The organism is Oliverpabstia intestinalis, from assembly GCF_009696065.1.
Lineage (GTDB): Bacteria > Bacillota > Clostridia > Lachnospirales > Lachnospiraceae > Oliverpabstia > Oliverpabstia intestinalis.
The window spans coordinates 1-25733 of the sequence record NZ_VUMS01000024.1; the positions used below are offsets into that span (position 1 = coordinate 1).

Below are 25733 nucleotides of genomic sequence, written 5' to 3' on the forward strand. Positions count from 1 at the left end.
ACAGCCTGGACCTTATATTCGTGGTCGTATTTACGTTGGGTACGTGACATTGAGAGTTCCTCCTTATTCTCTTTATTATACATGAATTCTTTGAGAATAAGGTGTCAACTTTATTTATACAACATCAATAGTTACATTTTATCACTTTTTTCCTTCTACACAGATCCAGTCCGTACCCTCTTTTACGTGGATCTGAATGTCCGTGAAACCTGCTTTTTCAAACAGTTTCCTGAATTCTTCAGCGGTCGGGGTAAATAGGTGAAAACGGCAAATATTTTCCAGTGTCTTCGGATCCAGACCATCTTTGTTATAGGTATCTGCCACCAACAGGAACGTACCACCCTCTTTCAGTACCCGCCGTACTTCTTTCAGGTTTTCCTGTGGATCCGGCCAGAAATAAAAGCTTTCTACCGTGATGATCTTGTCAAATCCATCGTCTGCAAAAGGCAGCGCTTCCACGGAGCCTTCCAGAACTTTCATCTTTCCGCTTTCCACATCCTGTCGATTCGTTTTCAGCGAGGTTTTCACAGACACCGGTGAATAATCTATGCCCGTCAGATGGCCTGTCGTTATCTTCTCACCCATCCGTTTTAACGTAGCACCACCACCGCAGCCAATGTCCAGAAGCTCCTCTTCCGGTGCAATCTGCCAGTGCTCCAGCGCCCAACATGTCACCGGTGAATGACTCTCATTCATTCGTTTCAGCATTGTCGCTCCATCCTCACCCTGTGGTTTTGCCGGATTTCCGGAAATGGTGATTTCTTCCTGCGTTCGTTCTGTTTTCTTTGCTGTATGAATATTACACATATTGCTTCTTCCCATTATACTTATCTCCTTTACAGTCATTTTCACATAATACTGCTTTTTTATTTCCGTCATTCATCACTAACTCTAGAGCGTGTTTGAAAAAGGCTTTCTGCAAGATGTGCGTCACAATTTGTGGGAGATTTTGTCCGGATGAAGGCGCCGTAGCGGGCTACGGCAACTGAATTCGAGCAAAATATGCCCAAACTGGGGCGTGCAGATTGCGGGAATGATTTTTCAAACACGCTCTAGTATAACCCACCCCACAACTCACTGCAAGTTCATGTTGCATTTTCCTTTCAAGTTATGTATACTCAATTTAAACAACAGATTTTATCCCCTGGTGAAGTAATAAGGTATGTTTTCGTCCGTGTATCAGAATATAGTCATGTACCTAATATACCGTCTTTTTACAGATACTTTTACAGATTCAGAAAGGATTTTTATGATTCAGGATATTACCCCACATCATCTTTATAATGAATTTACTCCGAGATCTCCGCAGAACGGAGATCTGATTTTTGCTTTCCGTGACCGAAAACTTTTGGCAGATCTCTCAGCAAATACCTGCCGGTTTCCACTATGGGAAAATGTTTCTTCACAGTTTCCCACCACTACTTCTCTGATCTGGCTGTTTGCTCTGGATCAAACCTCCTGTTTTCTTGTGATGGATGCGGATCTGGACTTTCCGGAAACTTATACTTTCCACTCTCTTCAGGAAATCCGCGGTCGAGAGCCCAAGCATCATATTTTTGCTGCAATGACGGCTTTTCATCTGTATGACTGGTATCGGAACAATCGTTTTTGCGGACGTTGCGGAACTCCTGTTGTTCCGGATCCTTCCCATAAAGAACGGATGCTCTCCTGCCCACAATGTGGAAATACCATTTATCCGAAAATCTGTCCGGCTATTATTGTCGGAGTAATCGACGGGGAAAGAATTCTGCTGACAAAATATGCCGGACGGAATAATCCTAATTATGCGCTGATTGCCGGTTTTACTGAAATCGGGGAGACTGCCGAGGAAACAGTAATGCGGGAGGTTTATGAAGAAGTAGGAGTAAGAGTGAAAAATCTGCGGTATTACAAAACCCAACCCTGGGGAATGGCGTCGGATCTCCTGATCGGCTATTACGCAGAGTTGGACGGTGATCCTTCCATCACTCTTGACCGCAACGAACTTTCCACCGGACTCTGGATGGACAGGAAAGATATCATCATTGAAGACGAAGACTTCAGCCTGACACGTGAAATGATCGTACGTTTTGCAAAGACCGGCCGTGCTGTACTGAATTAATATCTTGCTGTATTTACATATTTCGTAACTGTTCAGTAGCCTCACAGTTACGAGTCGAAATGCATTTCTAATCACCTTCGGTGATGGCACTTTGACTTGTATGTCTCGGGATTTTGGCAATAAACATGCCAAAACGCCTCGCGGAATGCTACCTACTGAGTAGTTGCCACATTTCTATAAAAAGGAGAACTCAGAATATGTCATCATTAACACTTTCAAAAGAGGAAGAAAAAAGACTGAAAGGGCTTGGTTTTTTGAATAATAAGGGGACAGATAATTTTTCTGCCCGTATTTTAACAGTAAATGGAAAAGTTACCGCTGCCCAGCACCGGGCGATGGCAGACGCTGCAGAAACGTTTGGAAACGGAATTCTGACTTTTACCACGAGACAGACAGTTGAAGTACAGGGTATTCCTTATGAAAAACTGGAAGAGTTTCAGGAGTTTGTCGAGAATGCCGGTATGGCTATCGGTGGTACGGGCGCTAAAGTTCGTCCCGTAGTTTCCTGTAAAGGAACCACCTGTCAGTATGGACTTCTTGATTCGTTTGCGATTTCAGAGGAGATTCATAAACGTTTTTATGAGGGGTATCATGATGTGAAGCTGCCTCATAAGTTTAAAATTGCAGTAGGCGGTTGTCCAAATAACTGTGTAAAACCGAATCTGAATGATCTGGGTATTATTGGGCAACGAATTCCTCATTTTAAAGCAGAGCTTTGTAAAGGATGTAAAAAATGTAGTGTTGAGGCAGTTTGCCCGATGGGAGCTGCCAAAGTATCGGATAAGAAATTACATATTGATGACAATGTCTGTATTCACTGTGGTCGATGTGTGGGAAACTGCAGATTCGATTCGATTACAGACGGAACGTATGGGTTTAAAATTTTTGTTGGCGGACGCTGGGGGAAGAAGATTTCTCATGGTCGTGCACTGAGTAAGGTGTTTACTACTAAGGATGAGGCAATGGATGTGATTGAGAAGGCGATTTTACTGTTCCGTGAGAGAGGACTCGCAGGAGAAAGGTTTGCGGTTATGATTGATCGGATTGGGTTTGAAACGGTTGAGGAAGCGCTTTTGAGGGATGATTCGTTATTGGAACGGAAAGAAGAAATCCTGTCCCGGGAATTATAAAATGCTATTGTCGCTACATAAATGATTTCACTGCACAGATGAACCGGATCGACGAGTGCAAAAGACAGTTCAGCTTCATTTAGAATACAGCGCTGAGCTGTCTTTTATTTTTCTTATGGTATGTCTTTCGTGGTTTCTCTTTCTATTTTCTTTTTATCTTCTATATCCCTTCTGGTGTTATGCCGTTTTTTCAGCTGCCTGTCCCGTAAGTCTTTTTTCTCACAAAGTAATAACAGATCACCTGCATGATGATAGTAATGATCCAGGAACCCGGATAGGAAATAAAAAGGATGTAGAGACTTCTGTGGGATGGGAATATTCCAAAGATCCACAGAATTCTTGTGCCTACAGTTCCTATGACGGACAGGATCATGGGGACGGTGGATGATCCCATGCCCCTCAGGGCTCCCGGAAAAAGATCCATGATTCCGCAGAGGAAGTAGGGGACGGTTGTAATAGACAGGATCTCAAGGCCTGCTTTGATAACTTCGGGATCCTCTGTGTAGATGGAGAGGATCGGGGAGCCGCCGAAATAGGCTCCGCAGCCGAGAACACCTCCTACGATCACCGAAAGAATCAGGCAATCGATCAGAACTTTGTCCATTCGTTTGTATTTTCCCACACCGTAGTTCTGACTGGTAAAACTCATGCATGCCTGTGTTACGGCATTGATGGATACGTAGAGGAATCCGAGGATATTGTTGGCTGCCGTGTACCCTGCCATAGCTACCGAACCGAAGGAATTGACTGAGGACTGCAGCAGGGCATTGGAGAAGTTAATAACCGTACTCTGGATACCCGCCGGAACACCTACCTGAAAGATCTGCATCAGATAAGCTTTTTTCATGGTTAGTTTTGAGAATCGCAACTGATAGCTTCCCTCTGACCGATACAGACACCGCAGTACCAGAATACATGAAATCAGCTGCGAAATGACCGTTGCAATGGCAACACCTTCCACCGCCATATGAAAGAAAATGACCAGAATCATATTTAACACAGCATTGATCACACCCGAAATAATCAGATAGAATAGCGGGCGCTTCGTATCTCCTACCGCCCGCAAAATGGCAGCACCATAGTTATACACCATGAAAAATGGCATACCCAGAAAATAGATCTGCATGTATAATGTTGCCTGGGCAATCACATCCTCCGGCGTTCCCATCACTTCCAGAGACCAGCGGGAAAAGATCAGTCCGATCACTGCCATTGCCACACCGCTGATCAGTGCCAGTGCAATAGACGTATGAACCGTTTCTGACATTTCTTTTGTTTTTCCTGCTCCGTAGAACCTGGCCGCCAGTACATTGGTTCCCAGAGAAATTCCGATAAACAGGTTGGTAAAAACATTGATGAGTGCTGTTGTAGATCCTACGGCCGCCAGTGACTGGCTGCCGCTGAACCTTCCCACTACCACGATATCCACAGCATTGAACATCAGCTGCAGAATACCGGAAAGCATCAGCGGCAACGCAAAAGATATCAGTTTATCCATGATCGACCCATTGCACATATCGATCTCATATTTATTATTTTTCATAGTGTGTTCTCCCCTACCTACGCCAGATGATCTGTTTCTTTTCTTTATATTCTGAACTATTTTCCCTACAAAATCAATATCTCTTTCTTTTATAATTATGCAAAATAACCACTGACTTTTTGCAAATTCGACATTTTTGAATTAAATACATCAATCCATTGAAATCGCTGTTTTTTTTCAGTATAATGACTAATGGTGATAGTGATTATACACCTATTGATAAGGAGGAATATATTATGGCAACATGGAAAAATCTGGACACCCTCTCATCTTATGATAAGCTTTCCGGACTGAAAAATCATGTGGATATTGCCACTGCAATGTCCGGAGAACAGGGTGGCGAACGTGTAAAGAACTACAGCACTCCAATGGCTGCAGGTTTACAGTACAATTACGCAGCAAAAGAAGTAGATGAAACTGTCCTGACAGCTCTGGCTGAACTGGCAGACGAAGCACAGTTAATTGATAAATTTGAGGAGCTGTACAACGGCGCTGTAATCAACACCGGCGAAAAACGTATGGTTCTGCATCACCTGGCACGTACACAGCTGGGTAATCCTGTCGTTGTTGACGGCGTTGACAAACGTGACTTCTATGTGGCACAGCAGAAAAAAGCTGCTGATTTTGCTAATAAAGTACATGCCGGTGAAATCGTAAACGAAGCCGGCGAGAAATTCACAACCGTTGTACAGATCGGTATCGGCGGAAGTGACCTGGGTCCCCGCGCTTTATATATCGCGCTGGAAAACTGGGCAAAAGCCAACAATACCTTCAAAATGGAAGCAAAATTCATCAGCAATGTAGACCCGGATGATGCAGCTGCTGTTCTGGCATCTGTAGATCTGGCACACGCACTGTTTATCGTAGTATCCAAATCAGGTACAACTCTGGAGACCCTGACCAATGAAGCATTCGTAAAGGATGCGCTGACAAAAGCAGGTCTGAATCCTTCCAAGCACATGCTGGCAGTTACCAGTGAGACTTCTCCACTGGCTAAGAGTGATGAATATCTGACTGCGATCTTCATGGATGACTATATCGGAGGACGTTACTCTTCCGTATCCGGTGTAGGTGGAGCGATCCTTTCTCTGGCTTTCGGACCGGAAGTTTTCGCAGAACTTCTGGATGGTGCAGCAGCCGAAGACAAACTGGCTACCAACCGTGATCTGTTGAAAAACCCGGATATGCTGGATGCTCTGATCGGCGTATATGAAAGAAATGTACAGGGATATCCTTCCACAGCAGTTCTGCCATACTCTCAGGCACTGAGCCGTTTCCCGGCACACCTGCAGCAGTGTGACATGGAATCCAACGGAAAATCTGTCAACCGTTTCGGTGAACCGGTAGATTATGTAACCGGACCGGTCATCTTCGGAGAACCGGGAACCAACGGACAGCACTCTTTCTACCAGTTACTGCATCAGGGAACTGACATCGTTCCACTGCAGTTCATCGGCTTCAAAAACAGCCAGCTGGGTGTAGATGTGGATATCGAAAGCAGCACCAGCCAGCAGAAGCTGTGTGCAAACGTAGCTGCCCAGATCGTGGCATTTGCCTGCGGTAAAGAAGACGAAAATCTGAACAAAAATTTCAAAGGAAAACGTCCTTCCAGCATCATTGTAGGAGACAAACTGACACCGGCATCTTTAGGTGCCCTGTTAGCTCACTTTGAAAACAAAATCATGTTCCAGGGCTTTGTATGGAATCTGAACAGCTTTGACCAGGAAGGCGTACAGCTTGGTAAAATTCTTGCAAAACGTGTTCTGGCTCATGATACCGACGGTGCACTGAAAGTCTTCAGTGATATGCTGAATATCTAAGCAAAACTGTTTGTGCAACGATATCAGATTTCCCTGTATTCACGGATTCCTGAACGTTGTCCTCTGTAAAAAGAAGCCATATCATCTTTCACAGGATGATATGGCTTCTTTTATCTCTTTACACATTTTCTGTGGCAGTTTCCTTTTTATAGAGATCATAATATTTTGAGGTTCTCTGCCGATATAACATCAGACAGCCACGAACACAAAGTTCCACCGCCATAGCGATCCACATACCGTGAAGCCCCAGACTTTTTACAAGAATCATTGCCAGACCCAGCCGGACGATCCAGATACTTCCAAGATTCATAAGGCTTGGAACAAAAGTATCACCTGCGCCACGAAGTGCTCCTGCTGCCACGATAGATGCTCCAAACAATGGTTCCGCCAGAAGTTCGATACGAAGTACCTGTGCCGCCATCGTCCGTACGGATGGATCCGGTGTCAATACCCGGAATACAATCGGACAGATCAGCATCATGATCGCTCCGGTTGCAGCCATGAAGCATGCACCCATCGCTGTACAGATATTCGCATACCTTTTTGCCTGTTTCGTCTCACCTGCACCCACGCTTCTCCCAACCAGTGTTGTTGCCGCCGACCCAATACCATATCCCGGCATATAGCACAGACTCTCCGCTGTCACTGCAAAAGAATTTGCCGCAATAGAAACAGCGCCCAATGGGGCGATGATCATTGTGGCTGCCACCATCGCACTGTTTATGGCTATTTCCTGCACTGCCACCGGCGTTCCGATCCGGAATGCTCTCTTTAATATCTCCGGATCATAGTGAAACCCTTCCGTTCTCCTGAGATGCAGTTTTTCATTGTGGATACAGCACCGCGCCGTCATGGTCAGGCTGACGCATGCACAGGCAAGCGCTGTTCCCATCCCGGCACCCATAACTCCGAATCTTGGTATCAGAAGTGCATTGAAAATCACATCCAACACACACATGATTGCATTCAGGATACTTGGTGTCACCATATCTCCGCTGCACTGCAGGAAAGACGAATTCAGGGAATTGATCTGTGAAAACGGTACCATCAGCGCATAGACCATAAAATACGCCGATGCATCTTTCCGGATCTCCGGATTACCGCCCAGCCACACCGGCAGTCTTCCGCTGATGGAAAGTCCGATCAGACACAAAATTCCTGATACCAGAAGTGCAACCAGCAGACCATGGCATACCACCTGTCTGGCTTCTTTCTCTTTTTTCCCTCCAATATAATGTGCGACCTGTACGGAAAATCCCGCTGCTATCGCATAAGTAATTCCGCCTAACAACCAGGTAGTTGTTGCTACCAGACCGATCGCAGCAGAAGCATTTGCTCCCAGTGTTCCTACCATCGCAGAATCTATATATTGCATGGCTATTGTTGTAATTTGTGTCAGAATAGCTGGCAGGCTCAAATGCCATACTTCTCCAATCTGCTGCCACAATTCCTGACTGCGTTGTTCTCTCATTTTTCTTCCTCTTATCTTCCCGTTTTTTCCCAAACATTGCCATGGTCCGAATCATCTAATTTAGTTCCATGGGCATTTTATCTATATTTTTTTTAATTTTTTCTCATTTTTGTTATACTTTCACAATTGATTATACTATCTCCCAGAGATTTTCACAATGGATATACTACAAGTTTCTGCTTCATATACAGGATAACTGTTTTCTGCAAACATTTATGTCTCCCGGTGCTATTTTTTCTCTACCATCAATACCCGATCTTTTACTGTAATACCTGGTATCTGAGGCAGGGCGGTATCTGTATGACAGGAGCGGTAAAGATCCGCAAGTCTCACCGGTGCCTGTGCCGATGAATCGGTACGATTTTCATACAACCCGGTAAGAAAATCTCCCAGTGAGATCCCCTGCTCTTCCACAGCCTGCGACAGTTCCGAAAGACTGTCTGTTGTGAAAATACAGAGACTGTTTCCTAGGCTGCTCTCCGACTCCATTCCCGTAAGCACTTCTCTTAATCTCTCCCTGTTTTCCCGGAGAGAGGTACCAAAAATTACTGCTTTTACATGTCCGATATCCAGATACTGTTCCCTGGTCGCTTCATAAGCAGTATGGATCTGCGCCCCATCCGAACCGGTAAAATACAGTTCGTTTCCCGGCTGCGTCTCTGCGCTTTGTTTCCTCTGCCCGGTGTCTTCGGCAAGAGATGCCATATGCATCCACACTGTATACCTTTGTTCTTCTTTCTGCCAGTCGATGCCGATCACCTGCGGATACGCCCGTTTTTCCGGTTCCACCGCCTGACAGGCAATAAGAAAAACAAATCCGGATACAAGCAGGCAAAACAGAAGTTTCACTCCAGTCCGGATGCTCTGCCTTTCTTTATCTTTTTCCATAAGATTTTCTCCTCGCCCATGCTGCACAGACCGTCATCATCAAACATACGGGCAGATAGACCCGGCTTAACATCTTCGGGTACTGACGACTCCAGTTCCACTGCTCCTGTGCTGTTGTTCCCAGTAAAAAACAAAGAATCGCTGACGGAAGACGGCCAATAGAAATATGAATCCTGTCTGCCACATAGCTGCTGTAAAAGAAGATACTGCCCAGCAAAAAGACCAGCGAAAACAATAGTATGCTTAAAAAAATCAAATCTACCCGTCTTAAAAAGCCACCGGGGAGCTCCACGCCCGCCATCACTTCCAGAATCGGACAGGTATTCATAGTTGTTGCATCTGTTCCAAAATTGACAGTGAGAAGCACCGCTCCCGTCAGAAACCAGAGGGATAACTGACCAATGGCCGGCGCAAGTCCTTCTTTTTTTCTTTTTTCTTTGCTGTCACGAACCTGTACCGTCAGCCAGGTCATCAGACCGATGCCAGATCCGTATGCCACATATTTTCCGATGCTTTTCACACTCCGTTTCCAGTCAAACCCTGTTGTTTCCAGATGTTGATCGCCCCACACCATCTCCAGAGAGGGACTGTTTTGAACTGCAGCCAGCAACAGCAAGATCCCTCCCAGCCATGCTGCAACCCCCCATGAGATTTGCGCCAGCCGCCCCCGTGCCTGTACATGATGGGATCCTCCCAGTGCCGCAAGAACAAAAATAAGGGAAAGTAATGTCTCAGGCACTCCGGAAACCAGATATTCTCCTGCCAGATGCCCGACTTTTCCCACCAGCCATCCACCGGTAAGCACCAGATAGCTCTCCCAGATTCCAGCTATCAGCCAGGCGGGAACTTTTCCCAGATACCTGATCGGATCCCGGAATACTGTCATCTGCCTTCGAAGGATTCCGCTCCACAGGACGAGAAGTATGCCGCCGATCAGGATTCCGACTGCTCCTTCTCTTCCGGTAAATTCCGGAATTCCCCATATCAATCCCATGCCCAGTGCCGCAAGCAAGCACTGACAGTGCATCTGCGACCATGAGATTCTATTATTCTCTGCAAACATTGCCTCCGTCACTCCTCATTTTTCTATTTTTCCCTTAAGCGAACTCTCTGGGATCTTCGCGTATAGATCGGACGATACCGCATTTTCCTCATCGGTGCCCGCACCAGAAGATCTCGTTCGTCCTGATATCCGGCAATATCTTTTCCGATAAATGGCATCAGATATGGAATCTTAAAACTGGTCAGCCGGGCCAGATGTCCCAGAAGCAGATACAGCCCCAGTACGATTCCATACATGCCCAACAGTCCTCCAAGCAGAATAAAACCATATTTGATCAGCCGGAATGCCGAAGTACATTCTTCATTCGGTATAGCAAAAGAACTCAATGCACTTAACGCCACGATCACCACCGCCATCGGACTCACCAGATTGGCACTCACCGCCGCATCACCGATGATCAGCCCTCCTACAATACCAATCGTTCCACTTAAAGCTCCAGGCATCCGAATCCCCGCCTCACGGATCAGTTCAAATGCCAGTTCCATAAACAATACTTCCAGAAGACTTGGAAATGGAACCCCCTGCCGGGACTCTGCAAAGGACAGAATCAGATTGGTCGGCAGGATCATCGTATGGAACCCAATCACTGCCAGATATGTTCCGGATAACAAAAAAGAAAAGATCATCGCCGCATATCGGATTACCCGTTCAAAAGAGGCAATCTCAAACCGGTTATAACGATCCTCCGTCACATTCATAAAATCCTGAAATACACTGGGGAGCAACAATGCTACCGGTGAATTGTCACACAACAGAACAACTCTTCCATCCAGTACTTCCATCGCAGCAAGATCCGGTCGTTCGGTAGTCTGAAACTGTGGAAACGGTGACACCCAGTCCTCCTCTGTCAGCTGCTCAATGATTCCACTGTCAAGAACCCCATCAATTACAAATTGATCAATGCCCCGCCGGATCTGTTCCAGCACTTCCGGATATACCAGCTCTTTCATATATACCAGTACCAGCCTTGTATTTGACCGGACACCTGCGGTCAGCTCTTCTACTTTCATATCTGTACTCCGGATTCTTTTTCGGATCAGTGCTGTATTGGTTTTTACCGACTCGGTAAATCCTTCGTTTGATCCCCTCAGCACCTTTTCTGTATCTGTATTATCTACAGAGCGTGCGGGATATCCCTTACTTCCGATTTTCAGCCCTTTATCATATCCCTCTACCAGAAGAAGCAGATTCCCTGCCAGCATTGCATTCATCCCTTCTTCCCGGGTCTGCAGTGGCTGTGCTTCCGAAAGCCCCAGGCTGTTTGCTTCCACTGCCTGATACACTTCTTTCGGATCTTTCCCCGCCATGTCGATAAACATCCGTCCAAGCACCGATTCTTCCAGGATCAGATTCGGTACGGTATTTTCCACATAGATGGCAAGCGCAGAGACGCTGCCGTCTTTCCCGAGTCTCATGGGCTGGAGTTTAATATCCGAACACCCTTCGCAGCGGCTTCGAAACCAGACCTCGTTTTCTTCCAGATTTTTTGTTACCGGTGTTCCATCTGTCATCCTTTTCCTTCCTTTCTTTCACTCTCCTTATTCTCCCCGGTTCTTCCGGTTCTATACCCGTAAAACCCGAACATGTAAAATAAGCAAAAAAAAACAGAAAAACAGGAAGACTCTAATGATCTTCCCATCTTTCTGCTTCTCTGTTTCCTTATTTTACTTTTCCTGGTAACTGTTAAGTACCTTCACAGTTACCAGCCAAAATGCATAAAAAATCACCTTCGGTGATGGCATTTTGGCTTGTATGTCTCGGGATTTTGACATATTCATGTCAAAACACCTCGCGGGACAGTGGCTACTGAATAGTTACTTTTCCTGTTCTTCTTTATTCATCTGCTCCAGGCTTCGCAGAATCGCATTCTGCTGATTGACAATATGAATGCAGATATCTTTCACTGCCTGCTGCTGATTTCTGGCTTTGAGTGCCCTGTATACAGCATAGTGTTCTTCCACCAGGGTCTTACGGCTCTCCACATCTTTCAGATATTCCACACGATAGCGATACATCTGTTCCCGGATATTGCTGATGATCTGTACCAGTCGCTTGTTATGGGTACTTCCATAGATCACTTCATGTACCTTTACATCCGCTGCCGCAAGCACCCCAAGATTGTCTTCTTTCATTGCTTCCTCGAATTCCTTCACAGCCTGTTCCAGTTCTTCCAGTTCTTCTTCTGTGATCCTCTGGCACGCGATCCGTACCGCCAGTTCTTCCAGCCCCAGACGGACTTCCAGCACATCTTTCAGATCCTTCTCGGAAATCTCAGCCACCTGTGCACCTTTTCTGGGAATCATGATCACCAGACCTTCCTGTTCCAGCATTCGGATAGCCTCCCGTACAGGCGTACGGCTGACCCCCAGTCGCTGAGAAAGTGCGATTTCCATCAGACGTTCTCCGGGCTTCAGTTCGCCTCGGAGAATTGCCTGACGAAGCGTATTAAAAACCACATCCCGCAGTGGCAGATATTCATTCATCTCCAGGTGCAAATCACTCGCCATCGATTGTTTTTCCTCCATAGTTGTTAAATGGTACCGTCAGAAATACCTGCTGGCATGATCCGCTCTCCCACAGCTTCTGACACGCCTCCTGTGCTTTTTCTTCATTGTCAAAAATTCCAAATACCGTAGGACCGCTTCCGCTCATCATCGCATTCACCGCTCCCAAGGTCTTCATCTGTTCCTTGATTCTTTCCACTTCCGGGTAGGCGGGAATCGTCACATCCTGCAAGACATTTCCCATCCGTTCCGTAATGCCATACAGATTTCCGTCTTCCAGTGCCTTTTTCATCCCGTCGATATCCGGATGTACCGTATCCGTATTCAGATCAAGTGTTGTATATACATATTTTGTAGATACACTGATCCCTGGTTTTCCGATCAGTATCCAGCAATCCGGCATCGGCGGAAGTACCGTCAGTTTTTCTCCAATTCCCTCTGCCAGTGCAGTTCCTCGAAGCACACAGTACGGAACATCCGCACCGATCTGCACACCAAGTTCCATCAGTTTTTCTTTGGATAGTCCACAGTGAAACAGGCGATTCATGCCTACCAGCGTCGCTGCCGCATCAGAACTTCCCCCTGCCATACCTGCTGCCACCGGAATCACTTTATGCAGATGGATACTTACACCTTCTATGATTCCACAGGTATCCATCATCAGTTTCGCCGCCCGCCATACCAGGTTATTTTCATCCACCGGGATATATTTTTTATTGGTTGTCAGATGAATCCCCGGCTCCACACTCTTTCGCATATCCAGCTGATCATACATACGGATTGTCTGCATGATCATGCGGACCTCATGGTATCCGTCTTCCCGTTTTCCTAACACATCCAACCCAAGGTTGATCTTCGCAAAAGCCTGTAAATGCATCCTTTCTGCTCCTTTTCTTCTGCACCTGTCTTTTTCTTTCTGTTTTCCGATGTTATTCCGTAACATCAGATAAGCAGATCACAAGTCGTGCAACTATGTACTTTGTATACAATATTCATGTAAAAATATATTACACTGTTTTCTTCAAAAATTCAAGCAGCACTTTTGGAGTTTTTTTCTCAGTTACACCCGCTGTTTTTCACCACCAGAAGTGTCTGGCGCGGTTTGACTTCCCCTTCTCCAAGATCATTCAATTTCCGGATAGCCTCCATTGTAGTATAAAACATTTTTGCAATATCCCACAGAGTATCCCTGGGCTGTACCACATAGCATACGATTCCAGGCAGTTCTTCCAGTTTTTTCTGATCCGGCTCCCGCGTCTGGATCTCCTGTATGAGGTCTTCCTCCCACTGCATTACCAGCAAGGCATTCAGATTCAGTACCACCTTCACCTCAATCTCACTGCTGTCTAACATCATCATCGACAGCTGTTCCAAATCAGCCTGCAGCTGATAACCATATTGTCCATTGACCTCTTCTCCCTCGATCATCTGAGAGAAAGGTATCACAGTTTCCATCGAATAAAACGGCATCTCATCGTCACTGATACTGTAAAGAATCCTTACCTGTACAATTCCTTCCACCTGAATCCCATGCTCTGCCCGGTGCACACTATCCACCTTCACGCTGCCCTCTCCATGACAGATCTGAAGAATCTTTCCCTGGGCTTCTTCCACAGATATCCGGTCACTGACACGACATTTGGCAGCATTTCTTACTACCAGCTGTTCCAGCATCTGCGTTTCGCACCGCGGAATACATTCCAGTTTCGGCGTATAGATATCCAGAAGTATCGTTTCTGTTTCTTCCTGATAAAGCCTGATATCCAGTTCCAACACCACATCCACAAGAAATACCCGTTCCTCTCCGTCCGCATCCGGTTTGATCTCCAGACTGGACTGCAACATCGTGGTATCAATATATGGAATCATATCTATCGTACATCCTGTACAGGAAAGCTCACCGGAAAATGTCATAGTCTGTTCCAGCCACTGCAGCGGATTGGCCTCATCATCGGACACATACAGCACAAATACTGACAATTCCCCCCTCGCTGTCACCTTTCCTTCCTGGGCCCGCATCTCAAGCCCCCGTACCTGAATATCCTTCCACAGAATCTGGTGAATATTCGGCTTGTTCGAAGCAATCGTAATTTCCTCTTTCTTTCGCAGGGTGTCTTTTTTATGTACACCAAGTGTCAGAACCCTGATCGTCTTTTTCTTTGCGGAAATCTCTTCTTCTCCTTTCAGTTCCACCGGTATCGATATCTGCTTTTCCTCATCCACAACTGCCAGGAATTCCACGATTGCCTTCACATTCAGCTTTCTGGAATTAATCAGATGAATCGTCAGATCTTCAATCTCCCACTTTAAGCAAACTTTGTCCCCGCTTTGTACCTTATCCAGATGCAATGTTTCTTCGATCGGAAGCTTTCCTTCCAGACTGGAAACTGTTTTTCCCGGATTGTCTGCCACATACAAAAGCCGGAAAATCAACTGTCCCTGAATCACAGCTTTTCCTTCGCTCACCTGGACCTGTTCAATCTCCACCTCGCCTTTCTTCTGGATGATCTGACCGATATCCGCTTTTTGATCCGGTACATTATAATCCTCATCAAAAGTAATCTGATTCTGAGCTTCGCTTTTCTTTTGCATCATATGCAAATTTTTTTTTCGCAGTTCCATATACTCCCTCCTAATCAAACACTACTTTTTTGTGACGGTTTTCCACTTTGATCACAAGATACGGACAAGATATCCCCTCCGTTCCTCCATCTTTCCCCTTCGGACCGATCAGTTTTGTCTTTACATGAAGTTCCGTATCATTTTCGCTGACTTTTTCCACACGGATACTGTACCCTCCACTGCTCTGAATCCCATACCCCTGTAACAGATACAGCATATCCTCTTCCTGATAGGTCATCTGAAATTCTTCCTGCTTTTTTACATCCACTACTTTCCGGATCTCGTCAGGTATCTGGTCTTCCCCCAACACCGTATATTCTACTCCATGTTCTTTTTCCTTCTTCTGCCGCATCCTTCCACATCCCCAGATACTTCCTGCCAGCACAACAATCAGAAGCAACAATACCATACTCCTGTTCATCCGCATCCCCCCACGATTGATCCTTATTATTTTATGTGGATTTTTTCCATAAATTCCTATATAATAAGTGTACTGCAGTGATGTTTCGTATCTTCATACGCGAAACATCCATCTGAGAATTCATGTATATGGAGGCACATATGATAAGATTTCTTTTAGTATGCATTACTGTTATCGGGTTTCTGATCCTCTCAATTCCTATCCTTATTGTTGAATGGATCATCGGTAAATTCAACCCCTACAAAAAGGATATCAGCTCTCTGCATCTGATCCAGTCAGTTTTCCGTTTTATCCTGTGGCTGACCGGTGTAGAAGTTACTGTTATTGGCGAAGAACTGGTTCCGACGGATGCAGCCGTTCTGTATATAGGCAACCACCGAAGTTTTTTTGATATTCTTCTCACCTACACCCGCTGCCCGCGACTGACCGGCTATATTGCCAAAGCTGAGATGGAGAAGATACCTCTGCTTTCAAACTGGATGCATTATCTCCACTGTCTCTTCCTTGACCGGAAAGATATAAAAAAAGGACTGAAAACCATCCTGTCTGGGATCGAGCTGATCAAGTCCGGTATCTCTGTCTGCATCTTCCCGGAAGGCACCAGAAACAGGAATGAAAGCGATCTGGAACTTCTGGAATTCCATGAAGGAAGCTTTCGTCTGGCAACTAAAACTGACTGTCTGATTGTCCCGATTGCTATGAACAACACCGTATCGATCTTTGAAAAACAATTTCCGAAGATTCGAAAAAACCATGTAGTTCTGGAATACTGCAAACCATTCCGTCCATCTGAACTTTCCAAAGAGGACCAAAAACATATCGGTGAGTATACGAGAACACTGATTCTCGAAACACTGAAAAAGAACGAGCCACTGGTTTAATACCGGTGACCCGTTCTTTTTTGTTGCATACTATATTTTATTTTTGTAATGCTTCCACTATTTTTCCAAAATTCATAAAATGAGATGCTTTCACAAGAATCGTATCTCCCTGTTTCACCTGTTCTCCCAGATGCATCAGAAGTTCTTCCAGTGTATCGAAGGATACGGCTTCCAGCTGTTTTTCCGCCTGTATGCTGCTTTCCTTTGCCGCTTCGGCAATTTCTTTTGCCAGGGTTCCCACACAGATCAGAAGATCAATGCCACAATTTCCCGCGAAAGTTCCGACTTCCCTGTGCAGCTCTTTTTCATTCTCTCCCAGTTCTCCCATGTCTCCCAGAATGGCCACTTTTCTTCCCATCGCATCTTTCAGGATACCAAGAGAAGCCTTCATGGACATCGGGTTTGCGTTGTAACAGTCATCCACGATCGTGTACTTTTCGTTCTCAATAATATGGAACCGACCACTTAATGACTGCAGACTTTCAATTCCTTTCTGAATCTCAGAAAGTTCCATACCGTATGCCAGTCCGACCGCTGTTCCCGCAAGTGCATTGTAAACCATATGATGTCCCGGAATCGGTACAACCACAGAAAATGTTCCCTTCGGCGTATGAATCCGACAGGCAATCCCCTTCAGTCCTTTGCTCTCGATCTCGTCAGCATATATCGGAAATCCCTCATTCAGTCCGAAATATATCGGTCTCCTTCCCTGTACTTCTTTTACAGTGACCAGTTTATCGTCATCTCCGTTTAAGATCACTGTAGCATCCGGTTTCAGATGGTCAAATACCTCTGTCTTAGCTTTCAGTACACCATCACGATCTCCCAGATTTTCCAGATGACAGGTACCAATGTTGGTGATCACACAGGTATTTGGCTGTGCAATAGACGCCAGACGATGCATCTCACCAAAATCGCTGATTCCCATCTCCAGAACTGCAATTTCATCTTCCTCGCGAAGTCGGAACACCGTCAGTGGAAGTCCCAGTTCGTTATTAAAATTACCCAGAGTTTTCAGTACCTGAAATTTCTGTTCCAGTACTGCTGCAATCATCTCTTTCGTGCTGGTCTTTCCCACACTTCCGGTGATACCTACAACCGGAATCTGCAACTGTTCCAGATAATATGCTGCCAGATCTTTTACTGCCTGCAACGAAGACTCAACCTGAATATAAGGGAAATCCACTTCTCCTAACGGGCGTTCGCTCAGAGTAGCCAACGCCCCCTGTTTCATTACCTGATCAATAAATTTATGACCATCTGCCCTTGCACCCACAATCGGAACAAACAGGCAACCCCTTTCTACTTTCCGACTGTCTGTTGTTACTGCTTCAATGCACTGACTCTTTTTTTCTTCCGAGCCGTAATAGGTACCGTGGCAGGCAGCCGCGATATGTCCCAGTGTAAGATTCTTCATCATTACAATTTCCTCTTTTTCCGTAACTGTTTCATGTCCTTACAGTTACTTTTCTTTTTGCAAACCATCATTTACTTCTGATATTTTCTCATAGAAATTTCAATCAGCTTTTCACACAGCTGAGCATAATCAATGCCCAGAACTGCCGCCTCCTGCGGAAGCAGACTGGTCGGAGTCATACCCGGAAGTGTATTTGCTTCGAGGCAGTACATGGAACCATCCTCTTTCATCAGGAAATCCAGTCTTGCATATCCCTCAACTGCCAGTGCCTTGCATCCTGCTTCTGCATATGTCTGCATCTGCCTGGTCTGCTCCTCGGTCAGAACTGCAGGACAGGTGTCGATGGTCGCGCCTGCGGAATATTTATTCTTATAATCGTAAAATCCTTCTACCGGGGCGATCTCGATGATCGGATAGGCTTTACCGTCTACCACACCAACAGAAAATTCTCTTCCCTCGATATACTCCTCTACTACCACTTCATCCTCGTAGGAAAATGCACCTTTCAGTGCCTCTTCGTATTCTTCCGGTGTCTTTGTGATATACACTCCAACGCTTGAGCCTCCACAGCAGGTCTTAACCACAACCGGAAGTTCCATATTATAGTCAGCCAGATTCATGCTGTCTTTCCCCTTTTTCAGTTCCACACCGCGTGGTGTCGGAACACCGGAAGTCCGAAAGATTTTTTTTGTGATTCCTTTGTCCATCGCCATCGCACTGCTCAGATAACCGGTTCCGGTATACGGGATACCGCACAGATCGAAGTAGGCCTGTACTCTTCCATCTTCACCGTTCGCTCCGTGAAGTGCCATAAAGACCACATCCGCTGCCTTACACAGCTCAATCACACCCGGACCGAAGAATTCTCTTCCGCTTGCCACCGCATCTTTTACCTGTGCATTAAAACTGCTGATATATGCAGCTTCTACATCTACATCATAATCTCCGTCAAAAGCAGTGGCAGGATCTGCACCTTCCTTGCCGAAAAATACATCCACAAGAATCGCCTGATGTCCCCTGGAACGAAGTGCCTTACACACTTCTGTTCCCGATACAATAGAAACCTCACGTTCCGTGCTGGTTCCAGCTGCCAATACTACAATTTTCATTTTTCTTCTCCTACTCTTTCTTTCCAAAATTATTTTCGCAGTTTCTGTTTCAGCCACTGCTTTCTTCTTTTTAATGCACGATTACCGGTGTTCCAATCTCTACCGTATTAAAGATTTTCTCCGCGTTTGCTGTAGGTGTGTTCACACATCCGTGGGAACCGCTGGTTTTGTAGATCTCACCACCGTATTCGGAACGCCAGGTATCCGCATCATGAATTCCCACATTACCATTAAACGGCATCCAGTAGGTCACAGGCTGTGTATAACCTTCGCCTTTTAAGACTGCATCATGTTTTTTCGCATCAATTGCCCAGACACTTCCTGACGGTGTATCATATCCTTTTGACACATTACCCGTTACTACGGGCGTATCCACCACGACCGCACCATCCTTGTAACACCACATTTCCTGATCCTGGATACTGATCTCTACGTAGGTGCCACCGATATCGTTGGTATCCCGGCTCTTTCCTTCATACAGATAAACCGGCTCTACCGTTCCGGTTTTTCCTTCTTTTATGTATTCCACAAGGGCTGCGGTGGTTTCTTTTTTCTTGATGACCCATCCATAATCGCCGCCCTTCAAAGTGATCTTCTTTCCTGCATGTGTGGTAAATTCATGGGTCAGACCAAATGTATCATATTTATAAGCAAGCTGCTGTACATAATCAGCCGCTTTGCTTTCATCCACCGTCCAGTTTCCATCACTGTCCCGGATCAACCAGTCTTTTACTACGGAACCATCTACCGTCTCACTCCGATCTCCGAAGTCATACGTAATATCGACTTTCAAAAGCTGATTTTTCGCATCCCTCTCGGAAATCAGATCAGGATCATCCTTCCATACCGATGGTTTTTCATAGCAGCCAAGTTCTTCCAAATTAATTTCTGTCTTTCCGCTTTCGATTGCATCCTTTACTGCCTTTTCCACCTTTGTGCGATCCAGTGTATTTCCTTCTTCCTCCGGAACGATCACATACTCGCCATTTTGCTCCTTCAAACAGGCATCCTTGGGTGCGACCACATTTTCTTCCTGAAAACAGCTCATATCATCCAGAGCTTCCTTCAGTTTTTTCTCATCATAGGTGGTCGTTACTGCCAGTTCGTATGTCTTTTTTGATGAGAATGCTGTGATCCATTTCCACTGTTCCTGTTCTTTTAACAGTTCATCTACTTTATTATCATCCACGTAAGTAAGATCGATCTGGGTTGCCTGAATTGTCTCTGTCTTTCCATCCAGTTCCGCGATCCGCAGTTTATACTGCCCAAGCTGTTTCTGAATCTTCTTTTTCACCTGCGTGGCTGTCTTGCTGCTGCAGTCGATACCACTGATCGTAGTTCCTTTCAGAAAATGGCTGGAGAAATAATAGGACACCCCCATATATCCAAGAGCCATAATCGCTACATAGGCAACCAGTACGCCAAGAACCAGTTTCTTCGCATTCTTTTTTTTCTTTTTTGCCATAACTATAATCCCTTACTTTCTTCCGAACATGCAGACCTTCCGGCGCATTTTACTTTTCCTTCTCTTTTAAAAATCTGCCGGTATTCCTGCATCATCCCTTCATTTACTTCACAGACCTCCGCATATCCCCCTCGCGTCTGTCTGTTCCACATTATTCTAACACCGAACCTATGATGGGTAAAGCCATTTTCTTAAAAAAGAGCAAAAGAAAAAGACCATTTACCGGAAAATTTTTCTCCGGTAAACAGCCTTAGTTTTCCTGTGTTTTATGCTTCAAGAAGCTTATCGATACTTACTAATTTTACGCTCAGTACAAAGATTTCAACGGCAACCGCCAGTTCTTCTACTGTCGGGAAAGACGGAGCGATACGAATGTTACTGTCTTTCGGATCTTTTCCGTATGGATAGGTTGCACCTGCACCTGTCAGTACCAGACCTGCTTCTTTTGCTTTCGCAACGATAGCTTTTGCACATCCTTCCATAGAATCAAAGGAAATGAAATATCCACCCAGAGGTTTTGTCCAGGTACCGATCTCAAGACCACCCAGTTCTCTGTCCAGAACCTCCCATACTTTTTCAAACTTCGGACGCAGGATATCCGCATGTTTTCTCATATGTGCATACATTCCCTGCATATCTTTAAAGAATCTTACATGACGCAGCTGATTCAGTTTATCGTGACCGATAGTCTGCACACGCATGTATTTTTTCGCATCTTCCAGGTTTGCTTCGGATGCTGCCAGTGCTGCGATACCGGATCCCGGGAAAGATACTTTGGATGTAGAAATAAATTTCAGAACCATATTCGGATTTCCTGCTTTGACGCATTCATTTAACAGCTCCAGGATCACGTCTCTCTTGTCATCATACAGATGATGGATGGAATATGCATTATCCCAGAAAATACGGAAATCTTCTGCTGCCGGTTTCAGGTGTGCAAATCTTTTTACAGTCTCATCAGAGTACGAGATACCGGTTGGGTTTGCGTATTTCGGTACACACCAGATACCTTTGATCGCCGGATCCTCTGCTACCAGTTTCTCCACCATATCCATATCCGGACCGGTCGGCAGTAATGGCACATTGATCATCTCGATTCCAAAGAATTCGGTAATACCAAAGTGACGGTCATATCCGGGTACCGGACAGAGGAATTTTACTTTATCTAATTTACACCATGGAGTGCTTCCCAGAAAGCCGTGTGTCATGGCACGTGCTACGGTATCAAACATAACATTCAGGCTGGAATTGCCATAAATCAGGATGTTTCTCTCCGGCACTTCGCTCATATCAGCCAGCAGTTTTCTCGCATCACTGATACCATCCAGAATCCCATAGTTTCTGCAGTCTACTCCGTCAGAGCTTACCAGATCGGTTTCACTGTTCAGAATGTCCATCATGCCGTTACTCAGATCCAACTGAGCTTTTGCCGGTTTACCACGAGACATATCCAGTTTCAGGCCCTTACCTTTTACATCCTCAAACTGCTTCTCCAGTTCTTTCTTCAGAGCGGTTAATTCTTCTTTGCTTAACTGACTATACGGTTTCATAGATCTCCTCCTGTGCTTTTGCTTCCATCATGGTTCATTGTGCAGTCGTTTCACTTTCACGCTACACAACGCTACTAGAAAATATTGTATCGGGAAAGTGACCATATGTCAAGAAACACTTGCATTTTCGGCAAATTATACGGATGTATTTTATTTTTCAAGGCAGTTTATGCAACTTTTCTTCATAAAACTTGCATTTTCAAATAGCTGTTGTATTGTCTTTCCGGTTTATGGTATTCTATAGATAAGTATGTCCCTTGGACATTCTGACTTTACTCATAGAACATATACAGTCTTTTTCCCAATTTCCGGAAAATACTGTTAGCCAAACATACATTTATATAGAAAGAAAGGATATTTTATCATGTGGATTGCAGATCAATGGAAAGATTATCAGGTGCTTGACACCTCCAAAGGAGAAAAACTGGAACGTTGGGGCGACTATCTGCTGGTTCGTCCGGACCCACAGGTTATCTGGGATACCCCGAAGAAGAATCCGGGCTGGAAAAAGATGAATGGCCACTACCACCGCAGCAAAAAGGGCGGCGGTGAATGGGAATTCTTCAACCTGCCGGAACAGTGGACCATTCAGTACAAAGACCTTACCTTCAATTTAAAACCTTTCAGTTTCAAACACACCGGTCTTTTCCCTGAACAGGCAACCAACTGGGACTGGTTCGGTGACAAGATCCGCAAAGCCGGACGCCCGATCAAGGTGCTGAACCTCTTCGCCTACACCGGTGGTGCCACCCTTGCCGCTGCAGCTGCAGGTGCCAGTGTTACTCATGTGGATGCTTCTAAGGGAATGGTCACCTGGGCGAAGGAAAACGCAGTTTCTTCCGGTCTGAAAGATGCCCCTATCCGCTGGATCGTAGATGACTGTGTAAAATTTGTAGAACGTGAGATTCGCCGTGGCAATCACTACGATGCGATCATCATGGATCCGCCGTCTTACGGTCGTGGACCCAAAGGAGAAATCTGGAAGATCGAGGAAGCGATCCATCCGCTGATCAAGCTGTGTGCAAAACTACTCAGCGATGATCCGTTATTCTTCCTGGTAAACTCCTACACAACAGGACTTGCTCCGGCAGTACTGACTTATATGATTGCTACCGAGTTGAAACCATTTAACGGTCATGTGGACTCTCAGGAGATCGGTTTACCGGTTCGTGATACCGGACTGGTGCTTCCATGCGGGGCTTCGGGACGCTGGGAACGGTAATCATTATAAACGATTGCTACTATGCAACATTATTATGAGAAACATGCTATGCGAATTTCTCAAGTTATCGCGGCAGTCGTCAAGTTCTCGTGCCAGCACGAACTTTGACTCATTGCTCGCATAAACGAAACAGGCAGAAGAAATCCATTTTTCCGGATCTCTCCTGCCTGTTTTTTCTCTGATCTATTTCATTTTCCCATTAGTTTGTACAAATCGCCACAAACTGTTTCATGCAACGATTTCCCGCATCATTGTTCATCTGTTCCGGATGGAACTGTACACCGTAGACACGTTTTGCACTGTTTGAAATAGCCTCAACTGTTCCATCTCCTGCCCGCATATCTACCTGGAAACCAGGTGCCAGATCACGGATGGACTGATGATGATAGCTGAGGACACTCACAGAACCGGAATATACTCCTGAGAGCCATCCACCGGCAACCACATGTGCCGAATGCCATACACCCATGTGACCTCCAATATTCTGATTCAGTGTTCCACCAAAAGCGACATTCACCAGCTGTATACCTTTACAGATGCCAAGAACCGGTTTTCCGGCTTCGGCACTTCTTTTCACTGCATCGATCTGTCTGTCATCCAGTGCATTGTCGATATTGCTGCTTCCTGTATTTGCCTGTCCATATCGTGATGGATCCAGATCTCCACCTCCCGGAATAATGATTCCATCATACTGTGAAGGATCATAGCCTCCTGTGACGATCACGGCATCAACACCCATTTCTCTGACTTTTGCCGCCGTAGTTGCCGCTCCTGCCTCATTGTTACCGATAACTCCGATAAGAATATTCTTCCATACACCATTTGGTTTCAGATAATAATTTCTCTTTCCATCATTGATCCAACCGGTTTTCATGGCTCCGTCACCGCCAAAATAGTACCAGGAACCGTCAACCTGACCCCAGCCTGTCTGCATCGCTCCACTTCCGTTAAAGAAGTACCAGGAGCCACCCACAACGTTCCATCCGGTGAGCATGGCTCCGCTTCCGGCGAAATAATACCAGGTGCCGTTAATCTTTTTCCAACTATTAGTGATTCTGCTTCCATCTGTTCTCTGGTAATACCAGGTGTTTCCGTCCTGTACCCATCTTGCATTCTGATCCGGGTCATAATTCGGGATCCAGTTCCCGTCAGCTCCTACCCAATATGAGCCAACCCATGTATTTGTCAGCATCGCTCCGCTTCCACCGACATAATAATTTCCAATCCATCGGTTGCTGCACATGGCACCACTTCCGTTCATATAATACCAGGAATTATCGATCAGATGCCATCCGGCTCCGACCATGGCTCCATTCCCCGGCACCATATAGTACCAGGAACTGCCGATATACGCCCAGCCTTCCACCATAGCTCCGCTTCCGGTCAGATAATACCAGGTTCCTCCACGGTTCAGCCAACCTCGTTGCATCGCTCCGCTTCCATTCATGTAATACCAGATGTTTCCGTCTTTCACCCAGCCGACCTGCATCGCTCCGTTTCCCGGCTGAAAATAATACCAGGTACCACCGATATTTCCCCATCCTTCTGCCATCGCTCCGCTTCCCGTCAGGTAATACCAGGTTCCTCCACGGTTCAGCCAGCCCGTCTGCATCACGCCACTTCCATTGGCATAATACCAGGTCTGTCCATCCTGAAACCAGCCGCTTTGCATTGCCCCGGCGGAATTCATATAATACCATTTTCCACCGATCCATCGCCAGCCGGTAGCCATAACTCCCTGATCATCAAAATAATACCAGACATTTCCCAACAATCGCCAGCCTGTCAACCGATTCATGTTTTCATCCAGATGGTAGGTTTGTCCGCCACTCTGATTCCATCCCGGATGTGGTGCTTCCACCGTCTGCGTCTGAACCGCAATCTGAGCTTCCTGGGACTGTACAGCGGGCTGCTGTGCTTCCTCATTCAGTTCAGGAACTGCTGCACTTTCCGATGCCGGCTGTTTTTCCTCCTTTATCTGTACTTCGGATTCCGGCTGTTCTTCTGAAACATCCTGCGTTTTGCCCTCTTCCTGTGTTTCCACTTCGGCAGCTTCTTCTTTTTCTTCCTCCTGATCCGGCTTCAAATCCTCCTTGTCAGCGGATTCTGCAGATGTTTCCGCATCCACTGTACTTTCAGTACCTTCTGTCTCCTGTATATTTTCCTGAGCCATATACTCCCCGGTATCCTCCGCATAAACAGTCGCTCCCGAAGCCAGAAGCACCGCACTGGTCAGGACTGCAACAGCCAGTTTCTTTCCGTATTTTTGTAATCTTTTGTAATGCATACACTCGCCCTCCTTGCATTCTTTCTGTTATGTCTTTTCTTTTGGCTCTTAAAACATTACAGTTTCAAGTTTTCTGTTGCATTCTCACTTATATAGATACATAAAATGGGGGTGAGGTTTTATTTTTGATAAATTTTTTTTAAAAATTTATGACTGAAAAACTCCCGCTTTTCTTCATTACTATATTACAAGTTACCTACAAATACAAAAGACCTTGACGTTTCTGGATTTCCAGACTG

Annotated in this window: 23 protein-coding genes; 7 read left to right on the forward strand and 16 right to left on the reverse strand. The window is 45.7% G+C overall.

Annotated elements, in window-relative coordinates; all coding sequences use genetic code 11:
- Window positions 1-141: 141 nt before the first annotated feature.
- Together FYJ57_RS11705 and FYJ57_RS16340 are read right to left on the reverse strand one after the other, a co-directional pair.
- Window positions 142-822 carry a class I SAM-dependent methyltransferase gene (locus tag FYJ57_RS11705; protein WP_235904570.1) on the reverse strand — a complete coding sequence of 227 codons (681 nt, stop codon included), beginning with the start codon at window positions 820-822 and terminating at the stop codon, window positions 142-144.
- A 53-nt stretch (window positions 823-875) separates the two neighbouring features.
- On the reverse strand, window positions 876-959 hold the full coding sequence (locus FYJ57_RS16340) for a DUF6783 domain-containing protein (RefSeq protein WP_328597483.1): 84 nt from the start codon (window positions 957-959) through the stop codon (window positions 876-878).
- Here FYJ57_RS16340 and FYJ57_RS16345 point away from each other — a divergent pair.
- The 4 genes from FYJ57_RS16345 (at window position 936) to FYJ57_RS11715 (ending at window position 3231) form a co-directional block, all read left to right on the forward strand.
- Complete coding sequence (locus FYJ57_RS16345) at window positions 936-989, forward strand: DUF6783 domain-containing protein (RefSeq protein WP_306557327.1); 54 nt, start codon at window positions 936-938, stop codon at window positions 987-989. The genes FYJ57_RS16340 and FYJ57_RS16345 overlap by 24 nt on opposite strands.
- 29 nt (window positions 990-1018) lie before the next feature.
- Window positions 1019-1156, forward strand: a complete 138-nt coding sequence (locus FYJ57_RS16350; protein WP_328597482.1) for a hypothetical protein — start codon at window positions 1019-1021, stop codon at window positions 1154-1156.
- 93 nt (window positions 1157-1249) lie between these two features.
- Window positions 1250-2101, forward strand: a complete 852-nt coding sequence (nudC, locus tag FYJ57_RS11710) for an NAD(+) diphosphatase (protein WP_118618829.1) — start codon at window positions 1250-1252, stop codon at window positions 2099-2101.
- A 197-nt stretch (window positions 2102-2298) separates the two neighbouring features.
- The gene (locus tag FYJ57_RS11715; RefSeq protein ID WP_154432780.1) at window positions 2299-3231 is read left to right on the forward strand and encodes a ferredoxin-like domain-containing protein; all 933 of its coding nucleotides are present in this window, start codon (window positions 2299-2301) and stop codon (window positions 3229-3231) included.
- A 190-nt stretch (window positions 3232-3421) separates the two neighbouring features.
- On the opposite strand, the gene FYJ57_RS11720 is transcribed toward FYJ57_RS11715, so the two are convergent.
- Window positions 3422-4774 (reverse strand): MATE family efflux transporter, encoded by a 1353-nt coding sequence (locus FYJ57_RS11720; protein WP_154432781.1) that lies wholly within the window; start codon window positions 4772-4774, stop codon window positions 3422-3424.
- Between the two features lie 236 nt (window positions 4775-5010).
- On the opposite strand from FYJ57_RS11720, the gene FYJ57_RS11725 reads away from it, so the two are divergent.
- Window positions 5011-6594 carry a glucose-6-phosphate isomerase gene (locus FYJ57_RS11725; protein WP_117525426.1) on the forward strand — a complete coding sequence of 528 codons (1584 nt, stop codon included), beginning with the start codon at window positions 5011-5013 and terminating at the stop codon, window positions 6592-6594.
- 118 nt (window positions 6595-6712) lie between these two features.
- Here the strand turns inward: FYJ57_RS11725 and FYJ57_RS11730 are convergent, their stop codons facing one another.
- From FYJ57_RS11730 to FYJ57_RS11765, 8 genes are all read right to left on the reverse strand, one after another.
- Window positions 6713-8065 carry an MATE family efflux transporter gene (locus FYJ57_RS11730; RefSeq protein WP_154432782.1) on the reverse strand — a complete coding sequence of 451 codons (1353 nt, stop codon included), beginning with the start codon at window positions 8063-8065 and terminating at the stop codon, window positions 6713-6715.
- 228 nt (window positions 8066-8293) lie between these two features.
- A complete protein-coding gene (locus FYJ57_RS11735) occupies window positions 8294-8953 on the reverse strand; it encodes a Ger(x)C family spore germination protein (protein ID WP_154432783.1) in 660 nt (219 codons plus the stop codon).
- The gene (locus FYJ57_RS11740) at window positions 8940-10016 is read right to left on the reverse strand and encodes a hypothetical protein (RefSeq protein WP_154432784.1); all 1077 of its coding nucleotides are present in this window, start codon (window positions 10014-10016) and stop codon (window positions 8940-8942) included. The genes FYJ57_RS11735 and FYJ57_RS11740 overlap by 14 nt, the downstream gene beginning before the upstream one ends.
- A 23-nt stretch (window positions 10017-10039) precedes the next feature.
- Entirely contained in the window at window positions 10040-11527 is a 1488-nt protein-coding gene (locus tag FYJ57_RS11745; protein WP_022171869.1) for a spore germination protein, read from the reverse strand.
- A 303-nt stretch (window positions 11528-11830) separates the two neighbouring features.
- Complete coding sequence (locus FYJ57_RS11750) at window positions 11831-12523, reverse strand: GntR family transcriptional regulator (protein ID WP_022171870.1); 693 nt, start codon at window positions 12521-12523, stop codon at window positions 11831-11833.
- The gene (gene ispE, locus FYJ57_RS11755) at window positions 12513-13397 is read right to left on the reverse strand and encodes a 4-(cytidine 5'-diphospho)-2-C-methyl-D-erythritol kinase (RefSeq protein ID WP_154432785.1); all 885 of its coding nucleotides are present in this window, start codon (window positions 13395-13397) and stop codon (window positions 12513-12515) included. Before ispE ends, FYJ57_RS11750 begins: the two co-directional genes overlap by 11 nt.
- Window positions 13398-13576: 179 nt before the next feature.
- The gene (locus FYJ57_RS11760; RefSeq protein ID WP_154432786.1) at window positions 13577-15142 is read right to left on the reverse strand and encodes a DUF3794 and LysM peptidoglycan-binding domain-containing protein; all 1566 of its coding nucleotides are present in this window, start codon (window positions 15140-15142) and stop codon (window positions 13577-13579) included.
- A gap of 10 nt (window positions 15143-15152) precedes the next feature.
- Window positions 15153-15563 carry a protease complex subunit PrcB family protein gene (locus FYJ57_RS11765; protein WP_158557479.1) on the reverse strand — a complete coding sequence of 137 codons (411 nt, stop codon included), beginning with the start codon at window positions 15561-15563 and terminating at the stop codon, window positions 15153-15155.
- Window positions 15564-15703: 140 nt separating this feature from the next.
- Between FYJ57_RS11765 and FYJ57_RS11770 the strand changes: the two genes are divergently transcribed.
- Window positions 15704-16444 carry a lysophospholipid acyltransferase family protein gene (locus tag FYJ57_RS11770; RefSeq protein WP_154432787.1) on the forward strand — a complete coding sequence of 247 codons (741 nt, stop codon included), beginning with the start codon at window positions 15704-15706 and terminating at the stop codon, window positions 16442-16444.
- Between the two features lie 37 nt (window positions 16445-16481).
- On the opposite strand, the gene FYJ57_RS11775 is transcribed toward FYJ57_RS11770, so the two are convergent.
- The 4 genes from FYJ57_RS11775 to FYJ57_RS11790 all read right to left on the reverse strand — a co-directional run bounded on the left by FYJ57_RS11775 (window position 16482) and on the right by FYJ57_RS11790 (window position 21985).
- Window positions 16482-17861 (reverse strand): UDP-N-acetylmuramoyl-tripeptide--D-alanyl-D-alanine ligase, encoded by a 1380-nt coding sequence (locus tag FYJ57_RS11775; RefSeq protein ID WP_154432802.1) that lies wholly within the window; start codon window positions 17859-17861, stop codon window positions 16482-16484.
- 71 nt (window positions 17862-17932) lie between these two features.
- Window positions 17933-18970, reverse strand: a complete 1038-nt coding sequence (locus tag FYJ57_RS11780) for a D-alanine--D-alanine ligase family protein (RefSeq protein ID WP_154432788.1) — start codon at window positions 18968-18970, stop codon at window positions 17933-17935.
- Window positions 18971-19040: 70 nt separating this feature from the next.
- Window positions 19041-20435, reverse strand: a complete 1395-nt coding sequence (locus FYJ57_RS11785) for a L,D-transpeptidase family protein (RefSeq protein ID WP_154432789.1) — start codon at window positions 20433-20435, stop codon at window positions 19041-19043.
- A gap of 266 nt (window positions 20436-20701) precedes the next feature.
- Window positions 20702-21985, reverse strand: a complete 1284-nt coding sequence (locus FYJ57_RS11790; RefSeq protein WP_022171878.1) for an aspartate aminotransferase type Ic — start codon at window positions 21983-21985, stop codon at window positions 20702-20704.
- Window positions 21986-22349: 364 nt separating this feature from the next.
- Here FYJ57_RS11790 and FYJ57_RS11795 point away from each other — a divergent pair, with 364 nt between their 5' ends.
- Window positions 22350-23207, forward strand: a complete 858-nt coding sequence (locus FYJ57_RS11795; protein WP_106492871.1) for a class I SAM-dependent methyltransferase — start codon at window positions 22350-22352, stop codon at window positions 23205-23207.
- Window positions 23208-23406: 199 nt separating this feature from the next.
- Here the strand turns inward: FYJ57_RS11795 and FYJ57_RS11800 are convergent, their stop codons facing one another.
- Entirely contained in the window at window positions 23407-25494 is a 2088-nt protein-coding gene (locus FYJ57_RS11800) for a gamma-glutamyl-gamma-aminobutyrate hydrolase family protein (protein ID WP_154432790.1), read from the reverse strand.
- Window positions 25495-25733 lie beyond the last annotated feature (239 nt).

What these genes read in the sequence shown, in the direction of transcription:
- FYJ57_RS11720 (WP_154432781.1), bottom strand. Translation starts at nt 4,774, where the DNA reads ATGAAAAATAATAAATATGAGATCGATATGTGCAATGGGTCGATCATG.
- ispE (WP_154432785.1), bottom strand. Translation starts at nt 13,397, where the DNA reads ATGCATTTACAGGCTTTTGCGAAGATCAACCTTGGGTTGGATGTGTTA.
- FYJ57_RS11785 (WP_154432789.1), bottom strand. Translation starts at nt 20,435, where the DNA reads ATGGCAAAAAAGAAAAAAAAGAATGCGAAGAAACTGGTTCTTGGCGTA.
- FYJ57_RS11770 (WP_154432787.1), top strand. Translation starts at nt 15,704, where the DNA reads ATGATAAGATTTCTTTTAGTATGCATTACTGTTATCGGGTTTCTGATC.
- nudC (WP_118618829.1), top strand. Translation starts at nt 1,250, where the DNA reads ATGATTCAGGATATTACCCCACATCATCTTTATAATGAATTTACTCCG.
- FYJ57_RS11800 (WP_154432790.1), bottom strand. Translation starts at nt 25,494, where the DNA reads ATGCATTACAAAAGATTACAAAAATACGGAAAGAAACTGGCTGTTGCA.
- FYJ57_RS11715 (WP_154432780.1), top strand. Translation starts at nt 2,299, where the DNA reads ATGTCATCATTAACACTTTCAAAAGAGGAAGAAAAAAGACTGAAAGGG.
- FYJ57_RS11730 (WP_154432782.1), bottom strand. Translation starts at nt 8,065, where the DNA reads ATGAGAGAACAACGCAGTCAGGAATTGTGGCAGCAGATTGGAGAAGTA.
- FYJ57_RS11725 (WP_117525426.1), top strand. Translation starts at nt 5,011, where the DNA reads ATGGCAACATGGAAAAATCTGGACACCCTCTCATCTTATGATAAGCTT.
- FYJ57_RS11705 (WP_235904570.1), bottom strand. Translation starts at nt 822, where the DNA reads ATGGGAAGAAGCAATATGTGTAATATTCATACAGCAAAGAAAACAGAA.
- FYJ57_RS11745 (WP_022171869.1), bottom strand. Translation starts at nt 11,527, where the DNA reads ATGACAGATGGAACACCGGTAACAAAAAATCTGGAAGAAAACGAGGTC.
- FYJ57_RS11760 (WP_154432786.1), bottom strand. Translation starts at nt 15,142, where the DNA reads ATGGAACTGCGAAAAAAAAATTTGCATATGATGCAAAAGAAAAGCGAA.
- FYJ57_RS11780 (WP_154432788.1), bottom strand. Translation starts at nt 18,970, where the DNA reads ATGAAAATTGTAGTATTGGCAGCTGGAACCAGCACGGAACGTGAGGTT.
- FYJ57_RS11765 (WP_158557479.1), bottom strand. Translation starts at nt 15,563, where the DNA reads ATGAACAGGAGTATGGTATTGTTGCTTCTGATTGTTGTGCTGGCAGGA.
- FYJ57_RS11740 (WP_154432784.1), bottom strand. Translation starts at nt 10,016, where the DNA reads ATGTTTGCAGAGAATAATAGAATCTCATGGTCGCAGATGCACTGTCAG.
- FYJ57_RS11795 (WP_106492871.1), top strand. Translation starts at nt 22,350, where the DNA reads ATGTGGATTGCAGATCAATGGAAAGATTATCAGGTGCTTGACACCTCC.
- FYJ57_RS11775 (WP_154432802.1), bottom strand. Translation starts at nt 17,861, where the DNA reads ATGAAGAATCTTACACTGGGACATATCGCGGCTGCCTGCCACGGTACC.
- FYJ57_RS11750 (WP_022171870.1), bottom strand. Translation starts at nt 12,523, where the DNA reads ATGGCGAGTGATTTGCACCTGGAGATGAATGAATATCTGCCACTGCGG.
- FYJ57_RS11735 (WP_154432783.1), bottom strand. Translation starts at nt 8,953, where the DNA reads ATGGAAAAAGATAAAGAAAGGCAGAGCATCCGGACTGGAGTGAAACTT.
- FYJ57_RS11790 (WP_022171878.1), bottom strand. Translation starts at nt 21,985, where the DNA reads ATGAAACCGTATAGTCAGTTAAGCAAAGAAGAATTAACCGCTCTGAAG.